The organism is Streptococcus australis (assembly GCF_901543175.1).
GTDB classification, from domain to species: domain Bacteria; phylum Bacillota; class Bacilli; order Lactobacillales; family Streptococcaceae; genus Streptococcus; species Streptococcus australis_A.
The window spans coordinates 203,539-226,176 of sequence record NZ_LR594040.1 but is presented as its reverse complement, the minus strand read 5'-3'; the positions used below and the strand labels follow the sequence as shown (position 1 = coordinate 226,176).

The following is a 22,638-nucleotide window of genomic DNA, read 5'->3' as shown; positions in this document are numbered from 1 at the left end:
GACCTGTTCATCTGATATACTAGAGTTGTGAAAAACAGTATAAAGGAAGATGAACATGTCCACAAACTATTCTACCACAAATCAATCATACAAACACTTATCTGAAGCTGAGCGAGGAAATTGAAGCTTATTTAAGCGTAGGACTCAAACCTGCTGAGATTGCTCGTAGACTGGGGAGAAATCGCTCTACTATTACTCGTGAAATTAATCGTGGTTCCATAACACAAGTGAAAAAAGTAAATGGGCAGAAGTTCTATTACCAACACTATTATGCGGATGCTGCCCATAACCGTTATCGTCACGCTAGACAAGCCAGCTATTATCTAAAACTGGATTGTGTATCGGTTGACTTTCTGAGAGAATTTACAGAAGTAATGAGAGAGAAACCAAGGGTGAATAGCGTGGATACCTTTGTTCATACCTATAGACTCCAACATATAGATGCGGTTGTTCCTTCAACCAAGACGCTCTATAACTATATCCATCAAGGATTGTTAGAGATTAAGGTCATTGATTTGCCAAGAGCAGTGCGGATCCGTAAGAAATTTAACAAGCGTCCCTCTGCCAGGAAACATCTAGGAAAGTCAATTTAAGAAAGACCAGAAGAGATCAATAATCGCTCCCGTTTTGAAGATTGGGAAATCGATTCTGTTCTGGGTGGAAAGACAGTAGGAGAACCTTCGATTCTGACCTTGGTAGAACGACAAACACGCTATGCTGTCACAAAGAAACTCGTCGAAAAGAAAGCAGAGTATGACAATCAAGCAGTCTTAGAGTGTATGAAACTTTATCCCATTAAGTCCATAACTGCAGATAATGGAAAAGAATTTTCATCATTGAGTAAGATAGAGGGATTAGATGTTTATTTTGCACATGCCTATTCATCTTATGAACGAGGTACAAATGAGAATTTCAATGGATTATTAAGAGAGTTCATTCCAAAGGGATCCTCACTAAAAGAACTAAAGCCGACACTTTAAGAGGACTATACAAAGGCTATCAATGAAAGACCTAGACGAATCCATGGCTATCAGTCCGCAAAAAAGCTGTTTGAGCTAACTCAAACAGCCTGAAAGATCCTCACTTAAGCATCTTAGTCAATAAATCGAATCGGGAAGACAGGATTCGAACCTGCGACACCTTGGTCCCAAACCAAGTACTCTACCAAGCTGAGCTACTTCCCGAGTTAAATAGAAAAAATGCACCCTAGAGGAGTCGAACCTCTAACCGCCTGATTCGTAGTCAGGTACTCTATCCAGTTGAGCTAAGGGTGCCCATTATTATATGCCGAGGACCGGGATCGAACCGGTACGATCGTTTCCAATCGCAGGATTTTAAGTCCTGTGCGTCTGCCAGTTCCGCCACCCCGGCCTCTCTAAGCGAACGACGGGATTCGAACCCGCGACCCCCACCTTGGCAAGGTGGTGTTCTACCACTGAACTACGTTCGCATCGACCTCTTCTAGTTTTAATGCCGGCTACATGACTTGAACACGCGACCCTCTGATTACAAATCAGATGCTCTACCAACTGAGCTAAGCCGGCTGATTCCTATTATGCGGGTTAAGGGACTTGAACCCCCACGCCGTTAAGCGCCAGATCCTAAATCTGGTGCGTCTGCCAATTCCGCCAAACCCGCTAATATGACCCGTACTGGGCTCGAACCAGTGACCCATTGATTAAAAGTCAATTGCTCTACCAACTGAGCTAACGAGTCTAAAATAACTTCCGTTATCTTACGGTCCCGACGGGAATCGAACCCGCGATCTTCGCCGTGACAGGGCGACGTGATAACCGCTACACTACGGGACCTATGGGAGTTAACGGGATCGAACCGCTGACCCTCTGCTTGTAAGGCAGATGCTCTCCCAGCTGAGCTAAACTCCCAAAAAGGAAGTCTCTAAACTTCCTATTCTGCTAAGCGACTTCCATATCTCACAGGGGGCAACCCCCAACTACTTCCGGCGTTCTAGGGCTTAACTGCTGTGTTCGGCATGGGTACAGGTGTATCTCCTAGGCTATCGTCACTTAACTCTGAGTAATACCTACTCAAAATTGAATATCTATCAAATTACAAGTAAACCTCGCGCTTCGTATCCTCAGTTACTTTGGATAAGTCCTCGAGCTATTAGTATTAGTCCGCTACATGTGTCGCCACACTTCCACTTCTAACCTATCTACCTGATCATCTCTCAGGGCTCTTACTGATATAAAATCATGGGAAATCTCATCTTGAGGTGGGTTTCACACTTAGATGCTTTCAGCGTTTATCCCGTCCCTACATAGCTACCCAGCGATGCCTTTGGCAAGACAACTGGTACACCAGCGGTAAGTCCACTCTGGTCCTCTCGTACTAGGAGCAGATCCTCTCAAATTTCCTACGCCCGCGACGGATAGGGACCGAACTGTCTCACGACGTTCTGAACCCAGCTCGCGTGCCGCTTTAATGGGCGAACAGCCCAACCCTTGGGACCGACTACAGCCCCAGGATGCGACGAGCCGACATCGAGGTGCCAAACCTCCCCGTCGATGTGAACTCTTGGGGGAGATAAGCCTGTTATCCCCAGGGTAGCTTTTATCCGTTGAGCGATGGCCCTTCCATACGGAACCACCGGATCACTAAGCCCGACTTTCGTCCCTGCTCGAGTTGTAGCTCTCGCAGTCAAGCTCCCTTATACCTTTACACTCTGCGAATGATTTCCAACCATTCTGAGGGAACCTTTGGGCGCCTCCGTTACCTTTTAGGAGGCGACCGCCCCAGTCAAACTGCCCGTCAGACACTGTCTCCGATAGGGATAACCTATCTGGGTTAGAGTGGCCATAACACAAGGGTAGTATCCCAACAACGTCTCCTTCGAAACTGGCGTCCCGAAATCATAGACTCCTACCTATCCTGTACATGTGGTACAGACACTCAATATCAAACTGCAGTAAAGCTCCATGGGGTCTTTCCGTCCTGTCGCGGGTAACCTGCATCTTCACAGGTACTAAAATTTCACCGAGTCTCTCGTTGAGACAGTGCCCAAATCATTACGCCTTTCGTGCGGGTCGGAACTTACCCGACAAGGAATTTCGCTACCTTAGGACCGTTATAGTTACGGCCGCCGTTTACTGGGGCTTCAATTCATACCTTCGGATTACTCCTAAGCACTCCTCTTAACCTTCCAGCACCGGGCAGGCGTCACCCCCTATACATCATCTTACGATTTAGCAGAGAGCTGTGTTTTTGATAAACAGTTGCTTGGGCCTATTCACTGCGGCTGACATAAGTCAGCACCCCTTCTCCCGAAGTTACGGGGTCATTTTGCCGAGTTCCTTAACGAGAGTTCTCTCGCTCACCTGAGGCTACTCGCCTCGACTACCTGTGTCGGTTTGCGGTACGGGTAGAGTATGTTTAAACGCTAGAAGCTTTTCTTGGCAGTGTGACGTCACTAACTTCGCTACTAAACTTCGCTCCCCATCACAGCTCAATGTTACAGATATAAGCATTTGACTCATATCACACCTCACTGCTTAGACAGACTCTTCCAATCGTCTGCTTTAGTTAGCCTACTGCGTCCCTCCATCACTACATACTCTAGTACAGGAATATCAACCTGTTGTCCATCGGATACACCTTTCGGTCTCTCCTTAGGTCCCGACTAACCCAGGGCGGACGAGCCTTCCCCTGGAAACCTTAGTCTTACGGTGGACAGGATTCTCACCTGTCTTTCGCTACTCATACCGGCATTCTCACTTCTATGCGTTCCAGCACTCCTCACGGTATACCTTCATCACACATAGAACGCTCTCCTACCATACCTATAAAGGTATCCACAGCTTCGGTAAATTGTTTTAGCCCCGGTACATTTTCGGCGCAGGGTCACTCGACTAGTGAGCTATTACGCACTCTTTGAATGAATAGCTGCTTCTAAGCTAACATCCTAGTTGTCTGTGCAACCCCACATCCTTTTCCACTTAACAATTATTTTGGGACCTTAGCTGGTGGTCTGGGCTGTTTCCCTTTCGACTACGGATCTTAGCACTCGCAGTCTGACTGCCGACCATAATTCTTTGGCATTCGGAGTTTATCTGAGATTGGTAATCCGGGATGGACCCCTCACCCAAACAGTGCTCTACCTCCAAGAATCTCAATGTCGACGCTAGCCCTAAAGCTATTTCGGAGAGAACCAGCTATCTCCAAGTTCGTTTGGAATTTCTCCGCTACCCACAAGTCATCCAAGCACTTTTCAACGTGCCCTGGTTCGGTCCTCCAGTGCGTCTTACCGCACCTTCAACCTGCTCATGGGTAGGTCACATGGTTTCGGGTCTACGTCATGATACTAAGTCGCCCTATTCAGACTCGGTTTCCCTACGGCTCCGTCTCTTCAACTTAACCTCGCATCATAACGTAACTCGCCGGTTCATTCTACAAAAGGCACGCTCTCACCCATTAACGGGCTCGAACTTGTTGTAGGCACACGGTTTCAGGTTCTATTTCACTCCCCTCCCGGGGTGCTTTTCACCTTTCCCTCACGGTACTGGTTCACTATCGGTCACTAGGGAGTATTTAGGGTTGGGAGATGGTCCTCCCAGATTCCGACGGGATTTCACGTGTCCCGCCGTACTCAGGATACTGCTAGGTACAAAGACTATTTTAAATACGAGGCTATTACTCTCTTTGGCTGATCTTCCCAAATCATTCTTCTATAATCTTTGAGTCCACATTGCAGTCCTACAACCCCGAAGAGTAAACTCTTCGGTTTGCCCTCCTGCCGTTTCGCTCGCCGCTACTAAGGCAATCGCTTTTGCTTTCTCTTCCTGCAGCTACTTAGATGTTTCAGTTCACTGCGTCTTCCTCCTCACATCCTTAACAGATGTAGGTAACAGGTAGTACCTGTTGGGTTCCCCCATTCGGAAATCCCTGGATCATCGCTTACTTACAGCTACCCAAGGCATATCGTCGTTTGTCACGTCCTTCTTCGGCTCCTAGTGCCAAGGCATCCACCGTGCGCCCTTATTAACTTAACCTTATTAACCTAATTTTTTCAAAAATTAGAAAACTCATTAAATACTTACAGCGTTTCGGTTTATTTTCTTGTTACTATTTGATATAGATATTCAATTTTCAATGTGCATTACTTGGTGATCTCTCACCAATGGAGCCTAGCGGGATCGAACCGCTGACCTCCTGCGTGCAAAGCAGGCGCTCTCCCAGCTGAGCTAAGGCCCCACAAGACCTCTCAAGACTAAACAAGACCAATGTGCAGTTCCTTATCCTTAGAAAGGAGGTGATCCAGCCGCACCTTCCGATACGGCTACCTTGTTACGACTTCACCCCAATCATCTATCCCACCTTAGGCGGCTGGCTCCTAAAAGGTTACCTCACCGACTTCGGGTGTTACAAACTCTCGTGGTGTGACGGGCGGTGTGTACAAGGCCCGGGAACGTATTCACCGCGGCGTGCTGATCCGCGATTACTAGCGATTCCGACTTCATGTAGGCGAGTTGCAGCCTACAATCCGAACTGAGATTGGCTTTAAGAGATTAGCTTGCCGTCACCGGCTTGCGACTCGTTGTACCAACCATTGTAGCACGTGTGTAGCCCAGGTCATAAGGGGCATGATGATTTGACGTCATCCCCACCTTCCTCCGGTTTATTACCGGCAGTCTCGCTAGAGTGCCCAACTGAATGATGGCAACTAACAATAGGGGTTGCGCTCGTTGCGGGACTTAACCCAACATCTCACGACACGAGCTGACGACAACCATGCACCACCTGTCACCTCTGTCCCGAAGGAAAACTCTATCTCTAGAGCGGTCAGAGGGATGTCAAGACCTGGTAAGGTTCTTCGCGTTGCTTCGAATTAAACCACATGCTCCACCGCTTGTGCGGGCCCCCGTCAATTCCTTTGAGTTTCAACCTTGCGGTCGTACTCCCCAGGCGGAGTGCTTAATGCGTTAGCTGCGGCACTAAACCCCGGAAAGGGTCTAACACCTAGCACTCATCGTTTACGGCGTGGACTACCAGGGTATCTAATCCTGTTTGCTCCCCACGCTTTCGAGCCTCAGCGTCAGTTACAAGCCAGAGAGCCGCTTTCGCCACCGGTGTTCCTCCATATATCTACGCATTTCACCGCTACACATGGAATTCCACTCTCCCCTCTTGCACTCAAGTTAAACAGTTTCCAAAGCGTACTATGGTTAAGCCACAGCCTTTAACTTCAGACTTATCTAACCGCCTGCGCTCGCTTTACGCCCAATAAATCCGGACAACGCTCGGGACCTACGTATTACCGCGGCTGCTGGCACGTAGTTAGCCGTCCCTTTCTGGTAAGATACCGTCACAGTGTGAACTTTCCACTCTCACACTCGTTCTTCTCTTACAACAGAGCTTTACGATCCGAAAACCTTCTTCACTCACGCGGCGTTGCTCGGTCAGACTTCCGTCCATTGCCGAAGATTCCCTACTGCTGCCTCCCGTAGGAGTCTGGGCCGTGTCTCAGTCCCAGTGTGGCCGATCACCCTCTCAGGTCGGCTATGTATCGTCGCCTTGGTGAGCCGTTACCCCACCAACTAGCTAATACAACGCAGGTCCATCTGGTAGTGGTGCAGTTGCACCTTTTAACATCTTACCATGCAGTAAAATGTCTTATGCGGTATTAGCTATCGTTTCCAATAGTTATCCCCCGCTACCAGGCAGGTTACCTACGCGTTACTCACCCGTTCGCAACTCATCCGCTCGGTGCAAGCACCAAGCTTCAGCGTTCTACTTGCATGTATTAGGCACGCCGCCAGCGTTCGTCCTGAGCCAGGATCAAACTCTCATTAAAAGTTTGAGTTCTCACTCATTTCTGTCACTGACAGATTTATTGTTTTTTTTCATTGTTCAGTACTACAACCTTAGTTGTAGTGCCCTGCACATTGGTTCGTCTTGTTCAGTTTTCAAAGGTCTTTGTCACTCTTTCTCTCAAGCGACAACTATATTAGTATATCACAGCTGTTGACCTCTGTCAACACTTTTTTGAAACTTTTTTTACTTTTTTCGTCCCTGCGATACACCCATAGTCCGTACGGGATTCGAACCCGTGTTACCGCCGTGAAAAGGCGGTGTCTTAACCCCTTGACCAACGGACCTTGAGCTTTTCAACTCTTTCTATTATACCTACTTTTTCCCCTTTGTCAAGGGATTCTTTTGACTATTTTTACCTAAAATCACTGAATACGATACTTAATTCTCTCAGAAGGGATTTTCTACCTTTGAAACATTCTCCTCCCATTAGACGGTCAAGTTGTTCTTGTTTTTCTTTACTCTGACTTGCTCTGTAATTCTTTAGAAGCTCATGAAAGAGATAATAATCATCCAGTCTGAGTCCTTTTTCTCCTAGGCGATGACTGATTTCGCTTACCTCTTCATAGGGTTCCTTATCGAAACGGCGCTTGTGACTTTCCTGTTTGCGGATGTAGTCCAAGATACGATTTCGGAATTTGGTTTTAAAGCAGACATATAGTTGATGGCGCTCACCCTCTAGTAACTCTGGATGGTGGTCCACTAGCTCATACAGGCACATCATCCCCTCCTGATCCCAGTCCTCTTTCTCCCACAGATGTAAATGGTATTCTTTGCGGCACTTGTTTACAATCCCCTTACTTTCTTCATATAACTCTTTCAGATTCATAGACCTCTCCTTTCTGCCTTTAGTTTAGCAGAAAGAACCTAGTCTTTGATCTTCTTCTCCTCTTCTGTATTTCTCGTTGCCTCAACTGCATACAAAAAGAGAGGCATGGCCTCTCTGTGGTTATAATTCTGCAATTTGGTTTAGGTTTACTTCTGCAATCGTATCATTACCAAACATAGAGATAATCATCTTCACTTTGTTGTTATCAATTTCAGTAATTTTACCTGTGTAATCTGCAAAAGCGCCATCAATAATTCGGACTGTCTGGCCAACTTCAACGTCAATATCGAACTCTTGAACAGTTTGTCCCATTGAAACCAGAATATCACGGATTTCTTGTTCCAATAGTGGAGTTGGTTTTGATCTGTTACCGTGTGAACCGACGAATCCTGTTACGTTAGGTGTGTTTCGAACAACGAACCACGCTTCATCTGTCATGACCATTTCTACAAGGACATAACCCGGAAAGCGATTCTCTTCAATTTCTTTTTTCTTTCCATTTTTCTCAACTTGCACGGTTTGTGTTGGAATCTCAACTCGTAGAATATTATCCAACATGTTATACGTTTGTGCACGTTGCAATAGATTTTCTTTTACCTTATTTTCATAGCCAGAATAAGTTTGTAGAACAAACCATCCCTTGTCAAAACTATCCATGATATTTCCTTTCATACACATATAGAAGAAAGCTAGCAGAAGTTTTCCGCTTTTCTTCTAAAAAATGTTAATAAATCGAATCAAACCTGAAACAATCAACTGGTCAAAAATGTAAATGATGACCACAAAGAAGGCTGTGTATTCCATAATAGAGCGAAAATCTCTCCAGCTTTCTTTGCGAGTCGGCCATGTTGTTTCCTTAAGAAGTTTGAAGATATCCTTAATAAAACCCATCATTCTCTCCTATCTCGTCTCTCTATGTGTCGTATATTTTCCACAATGTTTACAAAATTTATTTACTTCTAGTCGTGTTGGCTTGGGGTTCCCACTAATTTTGATTGAGTAATTTCTTGAACCGCAAACTGCACAAGCTAGGCTTGCTTTTTTTAGTGCCATAACGCCTCCATCTTATCTATTATAACAAGAAACCTAGGCTTTGACAAGCCTCTTAACGAAAGAGATTGACGAAAGAGTCCCAGATTGTCTGGGCTTTTTCTTTTATCTTGGCATCCGAAATCGTACGCCCCGCTTCGTCTACAAGATTTTGAGCACGACTACGAATATCTTCTAGCAGATCCTTGGACTGGTTCGTCTCATTTTCAACGACCTGCTTTTTCGCATTTTCTGGTTCAATCCCATTTTGTTTATAAGCATTCTCAACTGTAAAAGTGCTACCTGGAGTGTATGGCAAAATGGTATTAGCCATACTTCTAAAGACATGGGCTGCTCCATTTGATGTCGAACCTGCCAGATAATGGTTTTCATCCGTCGTCGGGAAACCGAGCCAGTGGGTAATTACCACATCTGGAGTATAGCCAATCACCCACTGGTCACTAGTATATACTGAATTAAAAGCAGCCTCAGTAGTACCTGTCTTTCCAGCCATAACATAATCTGTTGGCGACGAACTAATTCCTGTACCATTGGTAAATGTTCCTAGCATCATGCTGGTCATTTTATCGGCTACCGACTTATCAATCACTCGTTTTTGGGAATTTTTATGACTCTTGATGACCTGGCCACTGGCATTTTCAATACGAGTGATAAAATGCGCTTCAGGCATCAGACCTTCATTAGCAAAGGTTGCATAGGCTTGCGCCATCTGGAGGGGATTCGTCTCTACGCCTCCACCGAGAGCGACTCCAAGAACTCGATCAACATTTTCCATATTCAGGCCAAATCTCTCCCCAGCGTCAAAAGCTTTGTCAATACCTAATGCATTTACAGTCGCAACTGCCGGTAAATTGAGTGATTCAGCCAAAGCCTGATACATAGGTACTTCTGGAGATGTCTTAATGCCCGCATAATTGTCCACTTGATAACTGTTGTACTGCATCGTATGATTATCCAGTTGCTTGTTCAAAGCCCATCCTGCTTCCACAGCTGGAGTGTAAACGACCAAAGGCTTAATCGTCGAGCCTGGACTGCGTTTAGACTGAGTTGCATAGTTAAAATTACGGAAGCCTGATTTGTCATCACCAGCTACGCGACCGACAACTCCACGTACTCCACCTGTTTTAGGCTCTAGAGCAACACTACCTGATTCCGCATGCGTTCCGTCTTCTGCCGTTGGAAATAGCGCAGTGTTTTCGTAAATAACCTGCATGTTGGCTTGGTAGTTCTGATCAAGTTGCGTATAGATTCGATAGCCATTGTTGACAATCTCTTCTTCTGTCAGATTATACTTGGAAACTGCTTCGTTGACAACTGCGTCAAAATAGGATGGGTAACGATAATCAGAAATCTTACCTTCATACTTATCTTGCAATTGAGAAGCCATATCTACTCCAGCTGCTTCAGTTTCTTGATTTTTATCAATATAGCCTGCCGCAACCATATTTTGTAGCACCGTATCCCTGCGGTTGGTCGAATCTTCAATGGAATTTAAAGGATTATACAACTCTGGCCCCTTGAGCATCCCAGCTAGAGTGGCTGCCTGATCAAGCGTTAATTGTGAAGCCGATACACCGAAATATTTCTTACTTGCATCTTCAACACCCCACACCCCATTTCCAAAGTAGGCGTTATTGAGATACATAGTAAGGATTTGCTCCTTGCTGTATTTCTTTGTCAACTCTAAGGCAAGGAAAAACTCCTTGGCCTTTCGTTCAACAGTTTGGTCCTGAGACAGATAGGCATTTTTTGCCAACTGTTGAGTGATGGTAGATCCACCTCCAGAACGACCTGCTGTGACGATAGCTAGAAAGAAACGACCGTAGTTAATCCCATCATTTTTATAGAAGGAACGGTCCTCTGTCGCGACGACAGCATTCTGCAAGTCTTTGCTGATATCTGTCAGCTCAACATAGGTTCCCTTTTGACCTGACAGGGCTCCTGCCTCTTTTTCTTCACGGTCAAAAATCAGAGTTCGCGTTTTCAAGGCATTTTGCAAATCATTGACATTGGTAGACTTGGCTATTGCAAATAGGTAGGTTCCTACTAACAAACCAGCACTTAACCCTAAAATGATGACGATCTTTGTCAGATGATAACGACGCCAAAATTTCCGAATTGGGCCTACTTGGGACAATTTTTTTCTATCGCTCCGTGAACGACGCATGCTAGTCGAATCAGGCTCCGCCGATTCACTCGTTTCTTTTTTAAAGAGAGAAAGAAACTTCTCAAATAATTTATCTAATTTCATGCGTTTATTTTATCATCTTCACCATAGGAACTCAAGAATTTAGCTACTCCCTATCCAAATAGGGCTTTTTTTGTTACAATATCTATATGCAATTCACATTTACATTACCCGAATCCTTGCCTCAAATGACGGTCAAACAATTCCTAGAGGAGCAACTCCTCATTCCTAGAAAGATTCGCCATTTTTTGAGAATAAAGAAGAACATCTTAATTAACCACGAAGAAGTTCACTGGAACGAGATGGTGAAGCCAGGGGATATTTGTCAATTGACTTTTGGCGAGGAAGATTATCCCACAAAGGAAATCCTTTGGGGCAATCCAGATTTCGTTCAAGAGATTTACCAAGACCAACATCTCATCGTTGTTAACAAACCCGAAGGCATGAAAACACACGGTAATCAACCAGATGAAATTGCCCTACTCAACCATGTCTCTGCCTACGTTGGTCACACTTGCTATGTTGTTCATCGTCTGGATATGGAAACAAGCGGTTTAGTGCTTTTTGCCAAAAATCCTTTTATCCTTCCTATTCTCAATCGTTTGTTGGAGAAAAAGGAAATCGCTCGTGAGTACTGGGCACTCGTAGAGGGGCAAGTAGGGAATAAAGAACTTATCTTCCGAGACAAAATTGGTCGTGATCGACACGATCGCAGAAAACGGGTAGTGGATCCTAAAAATGGTCAACATGCTGAAACTCATATCAGTCGATTAAAACAATTCCCAAATAAGACCTCCCTCGTGCGTTGCAAGCTAAAGACCGGTCGAACACATCAAATCCGTGTTCACCTTTCTCACCATAAGCACCCTATCCTAGGCGATCCTCTCTATAATAGTAAATCAAAGACAAGTCGGCTTATGCTCCACGCATTTCGACTTTCCTTTACCCATCCGCTTACTTTAGAGAAATTAAGCTTCACTGCTCTTTCTGATACATTTGAGAGAGAATTAAAAAAGAATGGATGACCGCTAAATCATCCATTTTGTTTTATCTAAAAATAGAAAAAGCAAGACCAACAGGTCTTGCTTTTATCAACTCATGAATTATTTAGCGATTTTCGCGAAGTATTCAAGAGTACGAACAAGTTGTGCAGTGTATGACATTTCGTTGTCGTACCATGATACAACTTTAACCAATTGTTTACCGTCAACATCAAGAACTTTAGTTTGAGTTGCGTCAAACAATGAACCGTAAGACATACCTACGATATCTGAAGATACGATTGGATCTTCTGTGTAACCGTATGATTCGTTTGAAGCTGCTTTCATAGCTGCGTTCACTTCATCAACAGTAACGTTCTTTTCAAGAACTGCTACCAATTCAGTAACTGATCCAGTTGGAGTTGGAACGCGTTGTGCAGATCCATCAAGTTTACCGTTCAATTCTGGGATTACAAGACCGATAGCTTTAGCAGCACCAGTTGAGTTAGGAACGATGTTTGCAGCACCAGCGCGAGCACGGCGAAGGTCACCACCACGGTGTGGTCCGTCAAGGATCATTTGGTCACCAGTGTAAGCGTGGATAGTAGTCATCAATCCTTCTACAACACCGAAGTTGTCTTGAAGAGCTTTAGCCATTGGAGCCAAGCAGTTTGTAGTACATGAAGCACCTGAGATAACTGTTTCAGTACCGTCAAGAACGTCGTGGTTAGTGTTAAATACAACTGTTTTAACGTCGTTTCCACCAGGAGCAGTGATAACAACTTTTTTAGCTCCACCAGCGTGCAAGTGTTTTTCAGCAGCTGCTTTCTTAGCGAAGAAACCAGTAGCTTCAAGAACGATTTCTACACCGTCGTTAGCCCAGTCGATTTGTTCTGGATCACGTTCTGCAGAAACTTTAACGAATTTACCGTTAACTTCGAATCCACCTTCTTTAACTTCTACAGTACCGTCGAAACGACCTTGAGTTGTGTCGTATTTCAACAAGTGTGCAAGCATAACTGGATCTGTAAGGTCGTTGATGCGAGTAACTTCAACACCTTCTACGTTTTGGATACGGCGGAAAGCAAGACGACCGATACGTCCGAAACCGTTAATACCAACTTTAACTACCATTAGTGATTTCCTCCTTATGAAAATCCTGAAAATTTTATTGTGAAAAGAGTAACTTGAATCACTACAAATCACCTTTCAACATTATTATTATATAACTATTTAAGTAGAATTGCAAGTACGGGCGTTGTTTTTTGCCTATACCTTGCTTATTTTTCTTTCTACTTTGAAACCTACTCTGCTGTCTTTCTTTGTCTACATAATCATTTCCCACTTTTCTTTTTCAAATGAAAAACGAAAATAGAAAATAGAAAACTATTTTCAATACTCCAGTTTCACAAAAAAGAGACAGGATTTCTCCTGCCTCTAGGCTGATAAACGATTATTTACGACGTCCTGGACGTTCTGCATAACCATAGTAAGCATCTGCCATGATTTCTTCCATGTCAGCTACCATTGGCAAGCGAGGGTTTGCAGGTGAACATTGGTCTTCATAAGCAAGCAAGGCAATTTCATGCAAGCTGTCTTTCCAAGCTTTTTCATCGATTCCAAAGCCTTTGAAGTTCATTGTGATTCCGACTGCTTCACCAAGATCGTAAACTGCTTTGGCATAAGCTTCAACCGCTTCTTCTGGAGTTGAGTGAGGCAAGCCAAGCATTTTCGCGATGTCTTGGAATTTCTCATCAGCTTTCCAGTAGTTGTACTTAGGCCATGTAGTTGTCTTAGATGGACGAGTACCGTTGTAACGGATAACGTATGGAAGCAAGATAGCATTTGTACGTCCGTGAACAGTATGGTGAACACCACCAATCTTGTGAGCCATTGAGTGGCTCATACCAAGGAAGGCATTGGCGAAGGCCATACCAGCCATTGTAGACGCATTATGCATTTTTTCACGTGCTTCTGGGTCAGCTGTCTTAACTGATTTTTCCAACCATTCAAAGACAAGTTTGATTGTTTGAAGCGCAATACCGTCTGTGTAGTCGTTGGCAAAGTTTGAAGTATAAGCTTCAGTCGCGTGAGTCAAGACGTCCATACCAGTGTCAGCTGCGATGAAGTCTGGAACTGATTCAACCAAAGCAGGGTCAACAATCGCAATAGTTGGTGTCAATGAGTAGTCAGCCAATGGGTATTTGCGGTTGTTTTTCTTATCAGAGATAACGGCAAATGGTGTTACTTCTGAACCTGTACCAGAAGTTGTTGGAATACCGATGTACTTCGCTTTCTTACCAAGTGATGGGAAGCGGAAGGCACGTTTACGGATATCCATGAATTTTTGAACCAAGTCACGGAAGTCGATTTCTGGTTGTTCGTAGAAGAGCCACATAACTTTCGCAGCGTCCATTGGAGAACCACCACCAAGAGCGATAATTGTATCTGGTTCAAATGCTTTCATCACTTCAGCACCACGTTCTACAGTTGTGATGTCTGGATCTGGTTCAACATCTGAGAAGACTTGAATAGTTACACGGTTGCTGCGTTTGTTCAATTGGTCAATAATGCGTTGAACAAAGCCAAGTTTTTCGATGGATTTGTCTGTAACAATCATAACGCGTTCAATATCTTCACATGTTTGAAGGTATTGGATAGAATTGCGTTCGAAGTAAATTTTTGAAGGAACTTTAAACCATTGCATATTATTTCTACGTTTCCCTACTTTCTTGATGTTTAGAAGGTTGATAGCGCTCACGTTATCACCAACTGAGTTGTGTCCGTATGAACCACATCCAAGTGTCAATGATGGGATGAAGGCATTGTATACGTCACCGATACCACCGAAAGTAGATGGAGAGTTCCAGATAATACGCATTGCTTTGATTTCTGTACCAAAGCGTTTAGCAAGAGCTTCGTCTTTTGTGTGGATAGCCGCTGAGTGACCAAGTCCGTTAAACTCAACCATTTGGCGAGCTTTTTTAAGACCGTCTTCTGTATCTTCAGCTTTTAGGACAGCGATGACTGGTGACAATTTTTCACGAGTCAATGGTTCTTTTGGTCCTACTTCTGCACATTCTGCAGCCAAGATGTTTGTTCCTTCTGGAACGCTAAATCCTGCTTGTTCTGCAATCCATGCAGCTGGTTTACCAACGATGTTTGCATTTAGTTTAGCGCCTGCACAGTTCTTGCTGTTTGCTTTAACGCCGAAACAGAATTCTTCAAGAAGTGCTTTTTCTTTTTTGTTTACAAAGTAAGTGTGGTATGATTTGAATTCTGCTACAAATTCGTCATACACTTCTTTATCAATGATAACCGCTTGTTCTGACGCACAGACCATACCATTATCAAATGATTTAGACATCACGATGTCATGAGCAGCTTGACGAAGGTCAGCTGATTTTTCTACATAAGCAGGAACGTTTCCGGCACCTACCCCAAGGGCTGGTTTCCCACATGAGTAAGCAGCCTTAACCATTGCATTACCACCAGTTGCAAGGATAGTTGCAATACCTTCGTGGTTCATAAGGGCGCCTGTAGCTTCCATAGATGGCTCTGTAATCCATTGAACACAGTTTTCAGGAGCTCCAGCTGCGATTGCCGCATCACGAACGATTTGCGCTGCGTGAGCAGAAGATTCTTGAGCTGATGGGTGGAAGGCAAACACGATTGGGTTACGTGTTTTCAAAGCAATCAAGGATTTGAAAATTGCTGTTGAAGTAGGGTTAGTTGTTGGAGTGACACCACAGACTACTCCGACAGGCTCTGCAATCTTAGTCAAGCCAGTAACAGGGTCATCTTCGATAACACCGACAGTTTTAACACCACGCATGTTATTGACAACATGTTCACAGGCAAAAAGGTTTTTTGTCGCCTTGTCTTCAAATACACCACGACCAGTTTCTTCAACTGCGTGTTGAGCAAGGATACCATGTGCATCAAGAGCCGCCACTGATGCTTTCGCTACGATATAATCAACCTGTTCTTGGTTTAACTTACGCATTTCATCAAGCGCAACCAAAGCTTTTTGCACTAGCCCGTCTACATGTTTTTCAGCAGCGAGTTGTTTTTGCTCAGGTGTTACAGTTTTTTTATCAGCCATTATAGTCCTCCAATGGTTTTTTGCTGAAAGGTTAGACGAAGACGTTTAACCTTTGTTAATTTTTTCACAAGTTTATTATAACTCTTTTTTTAGACTTTGTAAACAGTTTCATGTAGGTTTCACAAAGAAATTTTATTCATTTGTGAAATGTTTTTCAATATTGCAGTGCTACGGGATTTTACTCGATTGATTGTGAAATTGCGATGAAATTTTTTTTATTTCACAAAGTTTTTCTAGTTGATAGTTATTTACCGAATTCAAGCATAGAAAACGTTTTCTTTCCGGTTTTAAAAAATAGTCTCCTAACTTAGAGACTATTGTTTCTGTTGGAAAACACCTTGTTTAAAGCTTCCTTCATAGACAACTTCTTGCTCGGTCGTCAATTTTCCTTGACCTTCGGCCTGACCATTTACAAAATCGCCTTCGTATTTCCAGCCAGATTTGGACTGGAAGGTTCCTTTACCATTGAAAGCTCCATTATTGAACTCACCTGTGTATTGGTCACCATTTTCAAAGGTCATGGTCCCCTGACCATTCATCTTTCCTCTTACCAAGGTTCCATCATAAACAAGCGCACCATTATCAAGTGTCAGCACACCCTTTTTGGGTGTGTTTAGTAGAAAAACCGAAAGAGCACAGAGTACCATTACGACTACTGCAATTAGCTCTAACCTAGGGCGAGTCAGATAGACACGATACTTTTCGTAAAAATTCTTAAGATTTTCCATCTTCACTCTCCTTTTCTAAACGTTCTAGCCAGCTTTGACATCCACTTGTGATGCGAACATAGGTTTCCTCAAAATCTCCTGTATACCATGGATCTGGAACACTTTCAGACGCAAAAGCGTAAATCTTGTGCTCTTGTTCTTGAGGACACATTTGACGCAAATCTGAAACGTTTGAAGCATCCATACCGATAATATAATCAAACGACTCAAAGTCTTCTCTGCCAATCTGAAGCGATGTTTTGTCTTTGTCATAAGGAATCTGATACTGCTGGAAAATCCCTTGCGTTCCCTTATGAATCGGATTGCCGTGTTCCCAAGACGAAGTTGCACGACTCTCAATTTGGTAATCACTCGTCATGGACTTCATCACAAACTCTGCCATAGGGCTGCGACAGATATTTCCTAAGCACACAAATACTATTTTTTTCATCCCTTTTCCTCTCATCTCATAGAAAAACGGGAGTAATAGGATCCCGTTTTATTCTTCGATTGCTCCACTTTCGTCGATAACTGCTCCTTCTGGTGTCACAGCTTCTTTGAGTGGCAACACTGTCTTGATAGCAGCTAATTCAAAAGTCAAATAAACACCATCTACGTCTAGTACGATTGTGCGTTTCTCAGTATCGACTTCATCCACTGTTCCGTAGAGTCCACCGATTGTGATCACTTCATAGCCTTTTTGAAGCTTGTTCAAGCTTTCCATGCGCTTTTGAGCTTGTTTCTTTTGAGAACGTTGCATAAAGAACATCAAGGCAAACATACCTACAAGCATGATAAAAAAAGTAATATTTGGATCCATTGTTTTCTCCTTTGTATTTTACATAGGACTACTATATCAAATTTCAACTACTTTTACAAGGTTGTGCCTTGTTTTTATGCCAATTAAAAAATCAGAGTTTTCACTCTGATTTCTGCGATTATTTCAAGTTTTGAACTACTTTGACTAGATTTTCCACAGTAAATCCACACTCTGCCAGTACTTTTGGTGCTGGGGCAGATGCTCCAAAGGTATCAATACCAAGAACTGCACCATCAAGACCAACATATTTGTACCAGTTTTGAGTTGCTCCCATTTCGACTGCAACACGGCGACGAACTGCATTTGGAAGGATTTCTTCCTTGTAAGCTGCATCTTGTGCGTCAAAGACATCTGTAGATGGGCAGCTAACCACGCGCACCTTGCCACCTTGACTTGCCAATTCTTTAGCAGCTGCTACTGCTAGGTTAACTTCTGAACCAGTCGCAATCAATATGGTATCAAAGTCTGCTGCATTTTCATAGACAACATAGGCACCTTTTGCAACCTTGTCAAAGTCCGTTCCTTCTTCGACTGTCAAGTTTTGACGTGTCAAAACAAGGGCAGTTGGGGTTTTCTCACTTTTCACAGCTAGGTACCAAGCTGCTTGAGTTTCCCGCGCATCTGCTGGACGGAAAACATTCAGATTTGGCATGGCACGAAGACCTGCCAAGTGTTCGATTGGCTCGTGAGTTGGACCATCTTCACCAACTGCGATTGAATCGTGAGTAAAGACATAAGTCACAGGAAGTCCTTGCAAGGCCGACAAACGGACTGCTGCTTTCACATAGTCAGAGAAGACAAAGAAAGTACCACCGTATACACGAAGTCCACGATGAAGTGCCATCCCGTTCAAGATCGTTCCCATTGCAAATTCGCGGACACCAAACTGAATGTTGCGGTTCAAGCGATTGGCGTCATCTTGAAGTCCATCAGTCTTGATATAAGTCATGTTTGAGTGAGCGAGGTCAGCTGATCCACCTAGGAAAGTTGGCAACTTAGCTGCGATAACATTCAAAGCATCTTGGCTTGAATTACGAGTTGCTTGAGAGAAGCCATTTTCTAATACTGGGAAGTCTGCTGGAGTTACCTCAACTGGGTCGCGCCCGTCAATGATTGCTTCAACTTCTGCTGCAAGTTCTGGATATGCTTCTTTGTAGGCTTCAACTACTTTTGTCCAAGCTTCATAAGCTGATGCGCCACGATCTGCAACATTTTCTTTGAAATCTGCATAAACTTCAGCTGGGATTTCAAATGGTTCATAGTCCCAACCAAGAGCTTGACGAGTAGCCGCTGTTTCATCAGCTCCGAGTGGTGCGCCATGTACAGCATTTGTTCCCTGTTTGTTTGGAGAACCGTATCCAATCACGGTCTTCACTTCAATCAAAGATGGTTTGCCTGAAGCTTTAGCTGTTTCGATAGCAGCATGGATTGCTTCCAAGTCTGTTCCATCTTCAATTAAGGCTGTATGCCAACCATAAGCATTGTAACGGTCACGAACGCTTTCAGTGAAGGAATCCTTTGTCTCACCATCCAAGTTGATGTCATTTGAATCATAAAGGACAACCAACTTGTCAAGTTTTTGCAAACCTGCGTATGAAGCCGCCTCACTTGAGACACCTTCCATCAAGTCTCCATCTCCACAGATGACATAAGTATAATGATCAAAGATATTGTAGCCTTCGCGATTGTATTTTGCTGCTAGGAAACGTTCTGCCTGAGCAAAACCAGTAGCAGTTGAAATCCCTTGACCTAGAGGACCAGTTGTAGCGTCAACCCCTGCTGTATGGCCAAATTCTGGGTGGCCTGGCGTTTTGGAACCCCATTGACGGAAGTTCTTAACCTCATCCATGCTAACATCTTCAAAACCAGAAAGGTGAAGAAGGGCATAAAGCAACATAGAGCCATGACCTGCTGAGAGGATAAAGCGATCACGGTTAATCCAGTTTGGTTGAGCTGGATTGATACGGAGTTCCTTCGTAAATAGGCTATAAGCCATCGGAGCCGCCCCCATAACCACTCCTGGATGGCCTGAGTTAGCTTTGTTGATAGCGTCAATTCCTAGGAAACGAATTGCATTAACAGATAGATTTGACATAGAATTCCTTTCTATTTGAGGTGATTATTGAATCACACATTCTATTTTACTATTATATGAAAAAATACATAGAATAGCAATCAAACAACTTAACATAAAACGACTCACCTAATCCTTCTAGATCCTTGTCGCTTCATAGTAAGGCAGCAAGCATTCATAGACTTCTTCTAATTTTTCTAAAATCGCTTCCAATGTTTGATTTTCAATAAAAGAAACATCCGACTTGACCAGAACTTTACGGATTTCCTGATTGCGCACCTTCTCGCGTAAGAGAAGGCGATTTTCTTCATTAGCTTCTACCTTTTGACTTTGACCATCGATGTATGCTAGATAATAGATCCCTTCTACTGGTGGAATATCTAAAATCTTAGCTTGTTTGCTCAGTGTCTGCTCATCTTTCTTGCGCTCGATGAAACTGACTTCTAAGGAAATCCCAAAATCTGAGGGTTCCCCATACAAACGCAGCGCCAACATGGGTTCTGTTACCTGCCCCTCTCTCTGCAAATAGGTCCAGAAATGCGGTCGCAAGCGCTGAGCTTGATTCATCCACTGACTGGTCTGTTGCAGTTGCCATTCTGGATGCTTTTCTTGGAAGGCCTTGGCTAAGTTCGTAAAAGCCTTGCGAGCCTCCTGCCCTTTGTGGCGCAATTCCAGCATCTTTTCTCGCTCATCTCCAGCCTTATCTGGATTACGGTACTGGATTCCCGCATAAGATAGATAGTTCTTGATTGCTTCCATCATCTGTTTCTTCTCCCTTTTCTAACAAAAAATCAGGACAAGCCTGATTTTGTTTATTCCGTATCTACGACAACATAGCGATTTGGCTCATCGCCCTCAGAATAGCTAGTCACGCCATCCATGCGTGAAATAATGCGATGGATAATCTTGCGTTCGCTATTAGACATTGGATCTGTTTGTTGGCTACGACCCTCCTCCAAAACGCGATTCGCCAATTTTTGAGCGTAGGTTTGCAACACTTCTGCACGATGTTCAACGTAATCATTGACGTTGATTGTAATATAAAAAGTTCTTGAATAACGATTGTAGAGGTAGTTTTGCGCCAAAAGCTGAAGTGCTTTCAATACTTTTCCGTGGTAGCCGATAATACGACCTGGTTCATTTGTGTCAATTTGAAGATTGATGGTGCGGCGATTGTAGTCGCTTGAAATCGTCCCTTCAACATCCATATCGTCCACAATGGTTTGAACATAGTTAACCACTTGAGTTGCTACTTGTTCGATGTCATAACTCGGCTCCACCTTCAAACCTAGATCTTCCAAAGACTGGCTTTCTACCGATTCTGACATAGATGCAAATTCTTCACACTCTGCTGGGTCTTCCACTCCAGCATCTCCTGTCTGCAATCCATTTAAAATCGCGATGTGACCTGTTTCTTCTAAAATCGTGCTAGCATGTTTCTCATTTTTCAAGATTTCAGCCTTGATTTCATCAGAAACACCCTGACCTTCCTCTTCTATTTTTTTGATCGCCTCAACAACATGACCAAGATCAACTGTCGCCTCTGTTACTGTCTTAACAGGTTCGTTTTGTTCATTGATCTCTTTCGGAACACCTTTTACAGCTTGTTGATTGGCCTTAATCACAGTCGTCTCACTAATCGCCTCAATATCAACTTGAGCTGGTTTTTTCCCAAATAAGCCTAAAAAACCTTTCTTCTCTTTGGACACGACCTTGATGTGAGTCTTCATTCTCGGAATACCTAACTCTTTCAATCCTTTCTGGATTGCTTCTTCAACAGTTGAACCTGTAAATAATACCATTATCAGATTCCTCCTTATTATTTCGTTTTCTGAGCCTTTTTCTTGGCTTTTCTTTTTCTATTTTCCAAATCTTTTTTAGCTTGTACTTCCGCCTCACGCGCTGCAATAATCTTAAAAGGATTATTTAAGAAGTAGGTTTGCAAAACTTGATAAGCATTGGATACTGCCCAGTACAAGGCTACGCCACTAGGTGAAGAGATGGCAAAGATAAAGATCAGTACAGGCATCCCGTACATCATCCCTGTCATAGCTCCACTTCTTTCAGGTAAAGCCTTATTCGATAACCAACTACTTAAGAAGGTAAAGACTGCCGCCAAAATCGGAAGGATAAAGCTTGTGTCTACTCCCCCAAGGTTCACCCACAAAAAATGCCCTGTTTTCAAAAAGTCTACTCGAGTCAAGGCTTGGAAGAGAGCCAAGAGAACCGGCATTTGAATCAAAATCGGCCAGAGAGAAGAAGAGTGTTTGACCCCTAATTCTTTATAGACCTTCCGCATCTCCTGATCCAGCTTGGTTCTACTTTCCATATCACGACCTGGATATTGTTCTTGCAGAGCCTTGATGCGTGGTTGAGCCTCTTGCATTTTTCTAGAGGCCACCATCTGAGTCTGAAAGACTGGCAATAGAATCGTACGAATCAGGATCGTAAAGAGGATAATCCCCACTCCGATACTAACGTCAAAGGACAAGAAGCGGATGATTTCAGCAAAAAAATAGACAAATTTACTCCATATATCTGTAGAATCTGCTGCAACATCGCTTGTCCCACAGGCTGTCATGACAAATAAGGACAAGCCCAGCAAACTAGTCAACTGTAGTTTCTTTTTCACTCCTAATTCCTTCCCGGTAAATCTTTGATAACTTTAATACGTGGAGTAGATTTTTCTCCATTTCTGCATAATCCAAGCCTTCAACCCCTTTTCGAGCAATCACGACAAAATCAACGTTATCAGCTAACTGCTCCCTTACACTTAGCAAAATGTGTCGAATCCGTCTTTTAATTTGATTTCTAGTGACTGCATTCCCTAATTTCTTACTGACGGACAGGCCTACTCGAAAATGACTTTTCTGATTTTCCAATTGGTAGACAACAAATTTACGATTAGCAAAACTTGTTCCATCCATGAAAATAGCCTTAAAATCTTTCTCTCTTTTTACACGAAAGCTTTTCTTCAAAACTCCACTCCATCTATTAAATTACTACTATTATACCATAAATTTCAAAAAAGCCAATAATGACAAGGTTTTAGACTGT

16 protein-coding genes, 11 tRNA genes, 3 rRNA genes and 1 pseudogene are annotated in these 22,638 nt (G+C 43.5%); 2 read left to right on the top strand and 29 right to left on the bottom strand.

Going from position 1 to position 22,638, the window contains the following annotated elements; genetic code table 11:
• Positions 1–55: 55 nt before the first annotated feature.
• A pseudogene (locus FGK98_RS01345) lies at positions 56–1,073 on the top strand (IS30 family transposase).
• A gap of 37 nt (positions 1,074–1,110) precedes the next feature.
• Here FGK98_RS01345 and FGK98_RS01340 read toward each other — a convergent pair.
• The 19 genes from FGK98_RS01340 to pbp2a form a co-directional block, all read right to left on the bottom strand.
• Positions 1,111–1,184: transfer RNA gene (locus tag FGK98_RS01340), tRNA-Pro, on the bottom strand.
• Between the two features lie 16 nt (positions 1,185–1,200).
• Positions 1,201–1,274, bottom strand: a tRNA-Arg gene (locus FGK98_RS01335).
• 11 nt (positions 1,275–1,285) lie between these two features.
• Positions 1,286–1,371, bottom strand: a tRNA-Leu gene (locus FGK98_RS01330).
• A 7-nt stretch (positions 1,372–1,378) separates the two neighbouring features.
• Positions 1,379–1,450 (bottom strand) — tRNA-Gly (locus FGK98_RS01325).
• A gap of 21 nt (positions 1,451–1,471) precedes the next feature.
• Positions 1,472–1,544 (bottom strand) — tRNA-Thr (locus tag FGK98_RS01320).
• Positions 1,545–1,556: 12 nt separating this feature from the next.
• Positions 1,557–1,638, bottom strand: a tRNA-Leu gene (locus tag FGK98_RS01315).
• Between the two features lie 5 nt (positions 1,639–1,643).
• A tRNA-Lys gene (locus FGK98_RS01310) sits at positions 1,644–1,716 on the bottom strand.
• A 22-nt stretch (positions 1,717–1,738) separates the two neighbouring features.
• Positions 1,739–1,811, bottom strand: a tRNA-Asp gene (locus tag FGK98_RS01305).
• Between the two features lie 2 nt (positions 1,812–1,813).
• A tRNA-Val gene (locus tag FGK98_RS01300) sits at positions 1,814–1,886 on the bottom strand.
• Positions 1,887–1,915: 29 nt separating this feature from the next.
• Positions 1,916–2,031: ribosomal RNA gene (gene rrf, locus FGK98_RS01295) — 5S ribosomal RNA — on the bottom strand.
• Positions 2,032–2,107: 76 nt separating this feature from the next.
• Positions 2,108–5,009 (bottom strand): 23S ribosomal RNA (locus FGK98_RS01290).
• A 129-nt stretch (positions 5,010–5,138) separates the two neighbouring features.
• Positions 5,139–5,211, bottom strand: a tRNA-Ala gene (locus FGK98_RS01285).
• 51 nt (positions 5,212–5,262) lie between these two features.
• Positions 5,263–6,811, bottom strand: a 16S ribosomal RNA gene (locus tag FGK98_RS01280).
• Together the 16S, 23S and 5S rRNA genes with 11 tRNA genes alongside form the textbook arrangement of a ribosomal RNA operon.
• A gap of 232 nt (positions 6,812–7,043) precedes the next feature.
• Positions 7,044–7,115: transfer RNA gene (locus tag FGK98_RS01275), tRNA-Glu, on the bottom strand.
• A gap of 68 nt (positions 7,116–7,183) precedes the next feature.
• On the bottom strand, positions 7,184–7,657 hold the full coding sequence (locus tag FGK98_RS01270; protein ID WP_138099569.1) for a sigma-70 family RNA polymerase sigma factor: 474 nt from the start codon (positions 7,655–7,657) through the stop codon (positions 7,184–7,186).
• Between the two features lie 120 nt (positions 7,658–7,777).
• Complete coding sequence (gene nusG, locus FGK98_RS01265) at positions 7,778–8,314, bottom strand: transcription termination/antitermination protein NusG (RefSeq protein WP_000376728.1); 537 nt, start codon at positions 8,312–8,314, stop codon at positions 7,778–7,780.
• A gap of 57 nt (positions 8,315–8,371) precedes the next feature.
• The gene (gene secE / locus FGK98_RS01260) at positions 8,372–8,548 is read right to left on the bottom strand and encodes a preprotein translocase subunit SecE (protein ID WP_000505776.1); all 177 of its coding nucleotides are present in this window, start codon (positions 8,546–8,548) and stop codon (positions 8,372–8,374) included.
• A 9-nt stretch (positions 8,549–8,557) separates the two neighbouring features.
• Positions 8,558–8,710 carry a 50S ribosomal protein L33 gene (gene rpmG / locus FGK98_RS01255; protein WP_001809375.1) on the bottom strand — a complete coding sequence of 51 codons (153 nt, stop codon included), beginning with the start codon at positions 8,708–8,710 and terminating at the stop codon, positions 8,558–8,560.
• Between the two features lie 52 nt (positions 8,711–8,762).
• Positions 8,763–10,958, bottom strand: coding sequence for a penicillin-binding protein PBP2A (gene pbp2a, locus FGK98_RS01250; RefSeq protein ID WP_138099709.1), 2,196 nt, complete (start codon positions 10,956–10,958; stop codon positions 8,763–8,765).
• Positions 10,959–11,044: 86 nt separating this feature from the next.
• On the opposite strand from pbp2a, the gene FGK98_RS01245 reads away from it, so the two are divergent.
• The gene (locus FGK98_RS01245) at positions 11,045–11,920 is read left to right on the top strand and encodes an RluA family pseudouridine synthase (protein WP_138099708.1); all 876 of its coding nucleotides are present in this window, start codon (positions 11,045–11,047) and stop codon (positions 11,918–11,920) included.
• A 78-nt stretch (positions 11,921–11,998) separates the two neighbouring features.
• Here the strand turns inward: FGK98_RS01245 and gap are convergent, their stop codons facing one another.
• The 10 genes from gap to rnpA all read right to left on the bottom strand — a co-directional run bounded on the left by gap (position 11,999) and on the right by rnpA (position 22,559).
• Entirely contained in the window at positions 11,999–13,009 is a 1,011-nt protein-coding gene (gene gap, locus FGK98_RS01240) for a type I glyceraldehyde-3-phosphate dehydrogenase (RefSeq protein ID WP_138099707.1), read from the bottom strand.
• A 319-nt stretch (positions 13,010–13,328) separates the two neighbouring features.
• Positions 13,329–15,980: a bifunctional acetaldehyde-CoA/alcohol dehydrogenase gene (adhE, locus tag FGK98_RS01235; RefSeq protein WP_138099706.1), complete on the bottom strand. Its 2,652-nt coding sequence runs from the start codon at positions 15,978–15,980 to the stop codon at positions 13,329–13,331.
• Between the two features lie 314 nt (positions 15,981–16,294).
• Positions 16,295–16,708 carry an MORN repeat-containing protein gene (locus FGK98_RS01230; RefSeq protein WP_138099705.1) on the bottom strand — a complete coding sequence of 138 codons (414 nt, stop codon included), beginning with the start codon at positions 16,706–16,708 and terminating at the stop codon, positions 16,295–16,297.
• Positions 16,695–17,138, bottom strand: a complete 444-nt coding sequence (locus FGK98_RS01225; protein WP_138099704.1) for a low molecular weight protein-tyrosine-phosphatase — start codon at positions 17,136–17,138, stop codon at positions 16,695–16,697. The genes FGK98_RS01230 and FGK98_RS01225 overlap by 14 nt, the downstream gene beginning before the upstream one ends.
• Before the next feature lie 48 nt (positions 17,139–17,186).
• Positions 17,187–17,507 carry a preprotein translocase subunit YajC gene (gene yajC / locus FGK98_RS01220; protein ID WP_138099703.1) on the bottom strand — a complete coding sequence of 107 codons (321 nt, stop codon included), beginning with the start codon at positions 17,505–17,507 and terminating at the stop codon, positions 17,187–17,189.
• A gap of 118 nt (positions 17,508–17,625) precedes the next feature.
• Positions 17,626–19,602 carry a transketolase gene (gene tkt, locus FGK98_RS01215; protein WP_138099702.1) on the bottom strand — a complete coding sequence of 659 codons (1,977 nt, stop codon included), beginning with the start codon at positions 19,600–19,602 and terminating at the stop codon, positions 17,626–17,628.
• Between the two features lie 117 nt (positions 19,603–19,719).
• Positions 19,720–20,343, bottom strand: a complete 624-nt coding sequence (locus tag FGK98_RS01210; protein WP_138099701.1) for a ribonuclease P — start codon at positions 20,341–20,343, stop codon at positions 19,720–19,722.
• A gap of 50 nt (positions 20,344–20,393) precedes the next feature.
• Positions 20,394–21,383 (bottom strand): RNA-binding cell elongation regulator Jag/EloR, encoded by a 990-nt coding sequence (gene jag, locus FGK98_RS01205; RefSeq protein WP_138099700.1) that lies wholly within the window; start codon positions 21,381–21,383, stop codon positions 20,394–20,396.
• Positions 21,384–21,400: 17 nt separating this feature from the next.
• Positions 21,401–22,213 carry a YidC/Oxa1 family membrane protein insertase gene (locus tag FGK98_RS01200; RefSeq protein WP_000728102.1) on the bottom strand — a complete coding sequence of 271 codons (813 nt, stop codon included), beginning with the start codon at positions 22,211–22,213 and terminating at the stop codon, positions 21,401–21,403.
• On the bottom strand, positions 22,188–22,559 hold the full coding sequence (gene rnpA, locus FGK98_RS01195) for a ribonuclease P protein component (RefSeq protein WP_138099699.1): 372 nt from the start codon (positions 22,557–22,559) through the stop codon (positions 22,188–22,190). Before rnpA ends, FGK98_RS01200 begins: the two co-directional genes overlap by 26 nt.
• Positions 22,560–22,638: the final 79 nt, after the last annotated feature.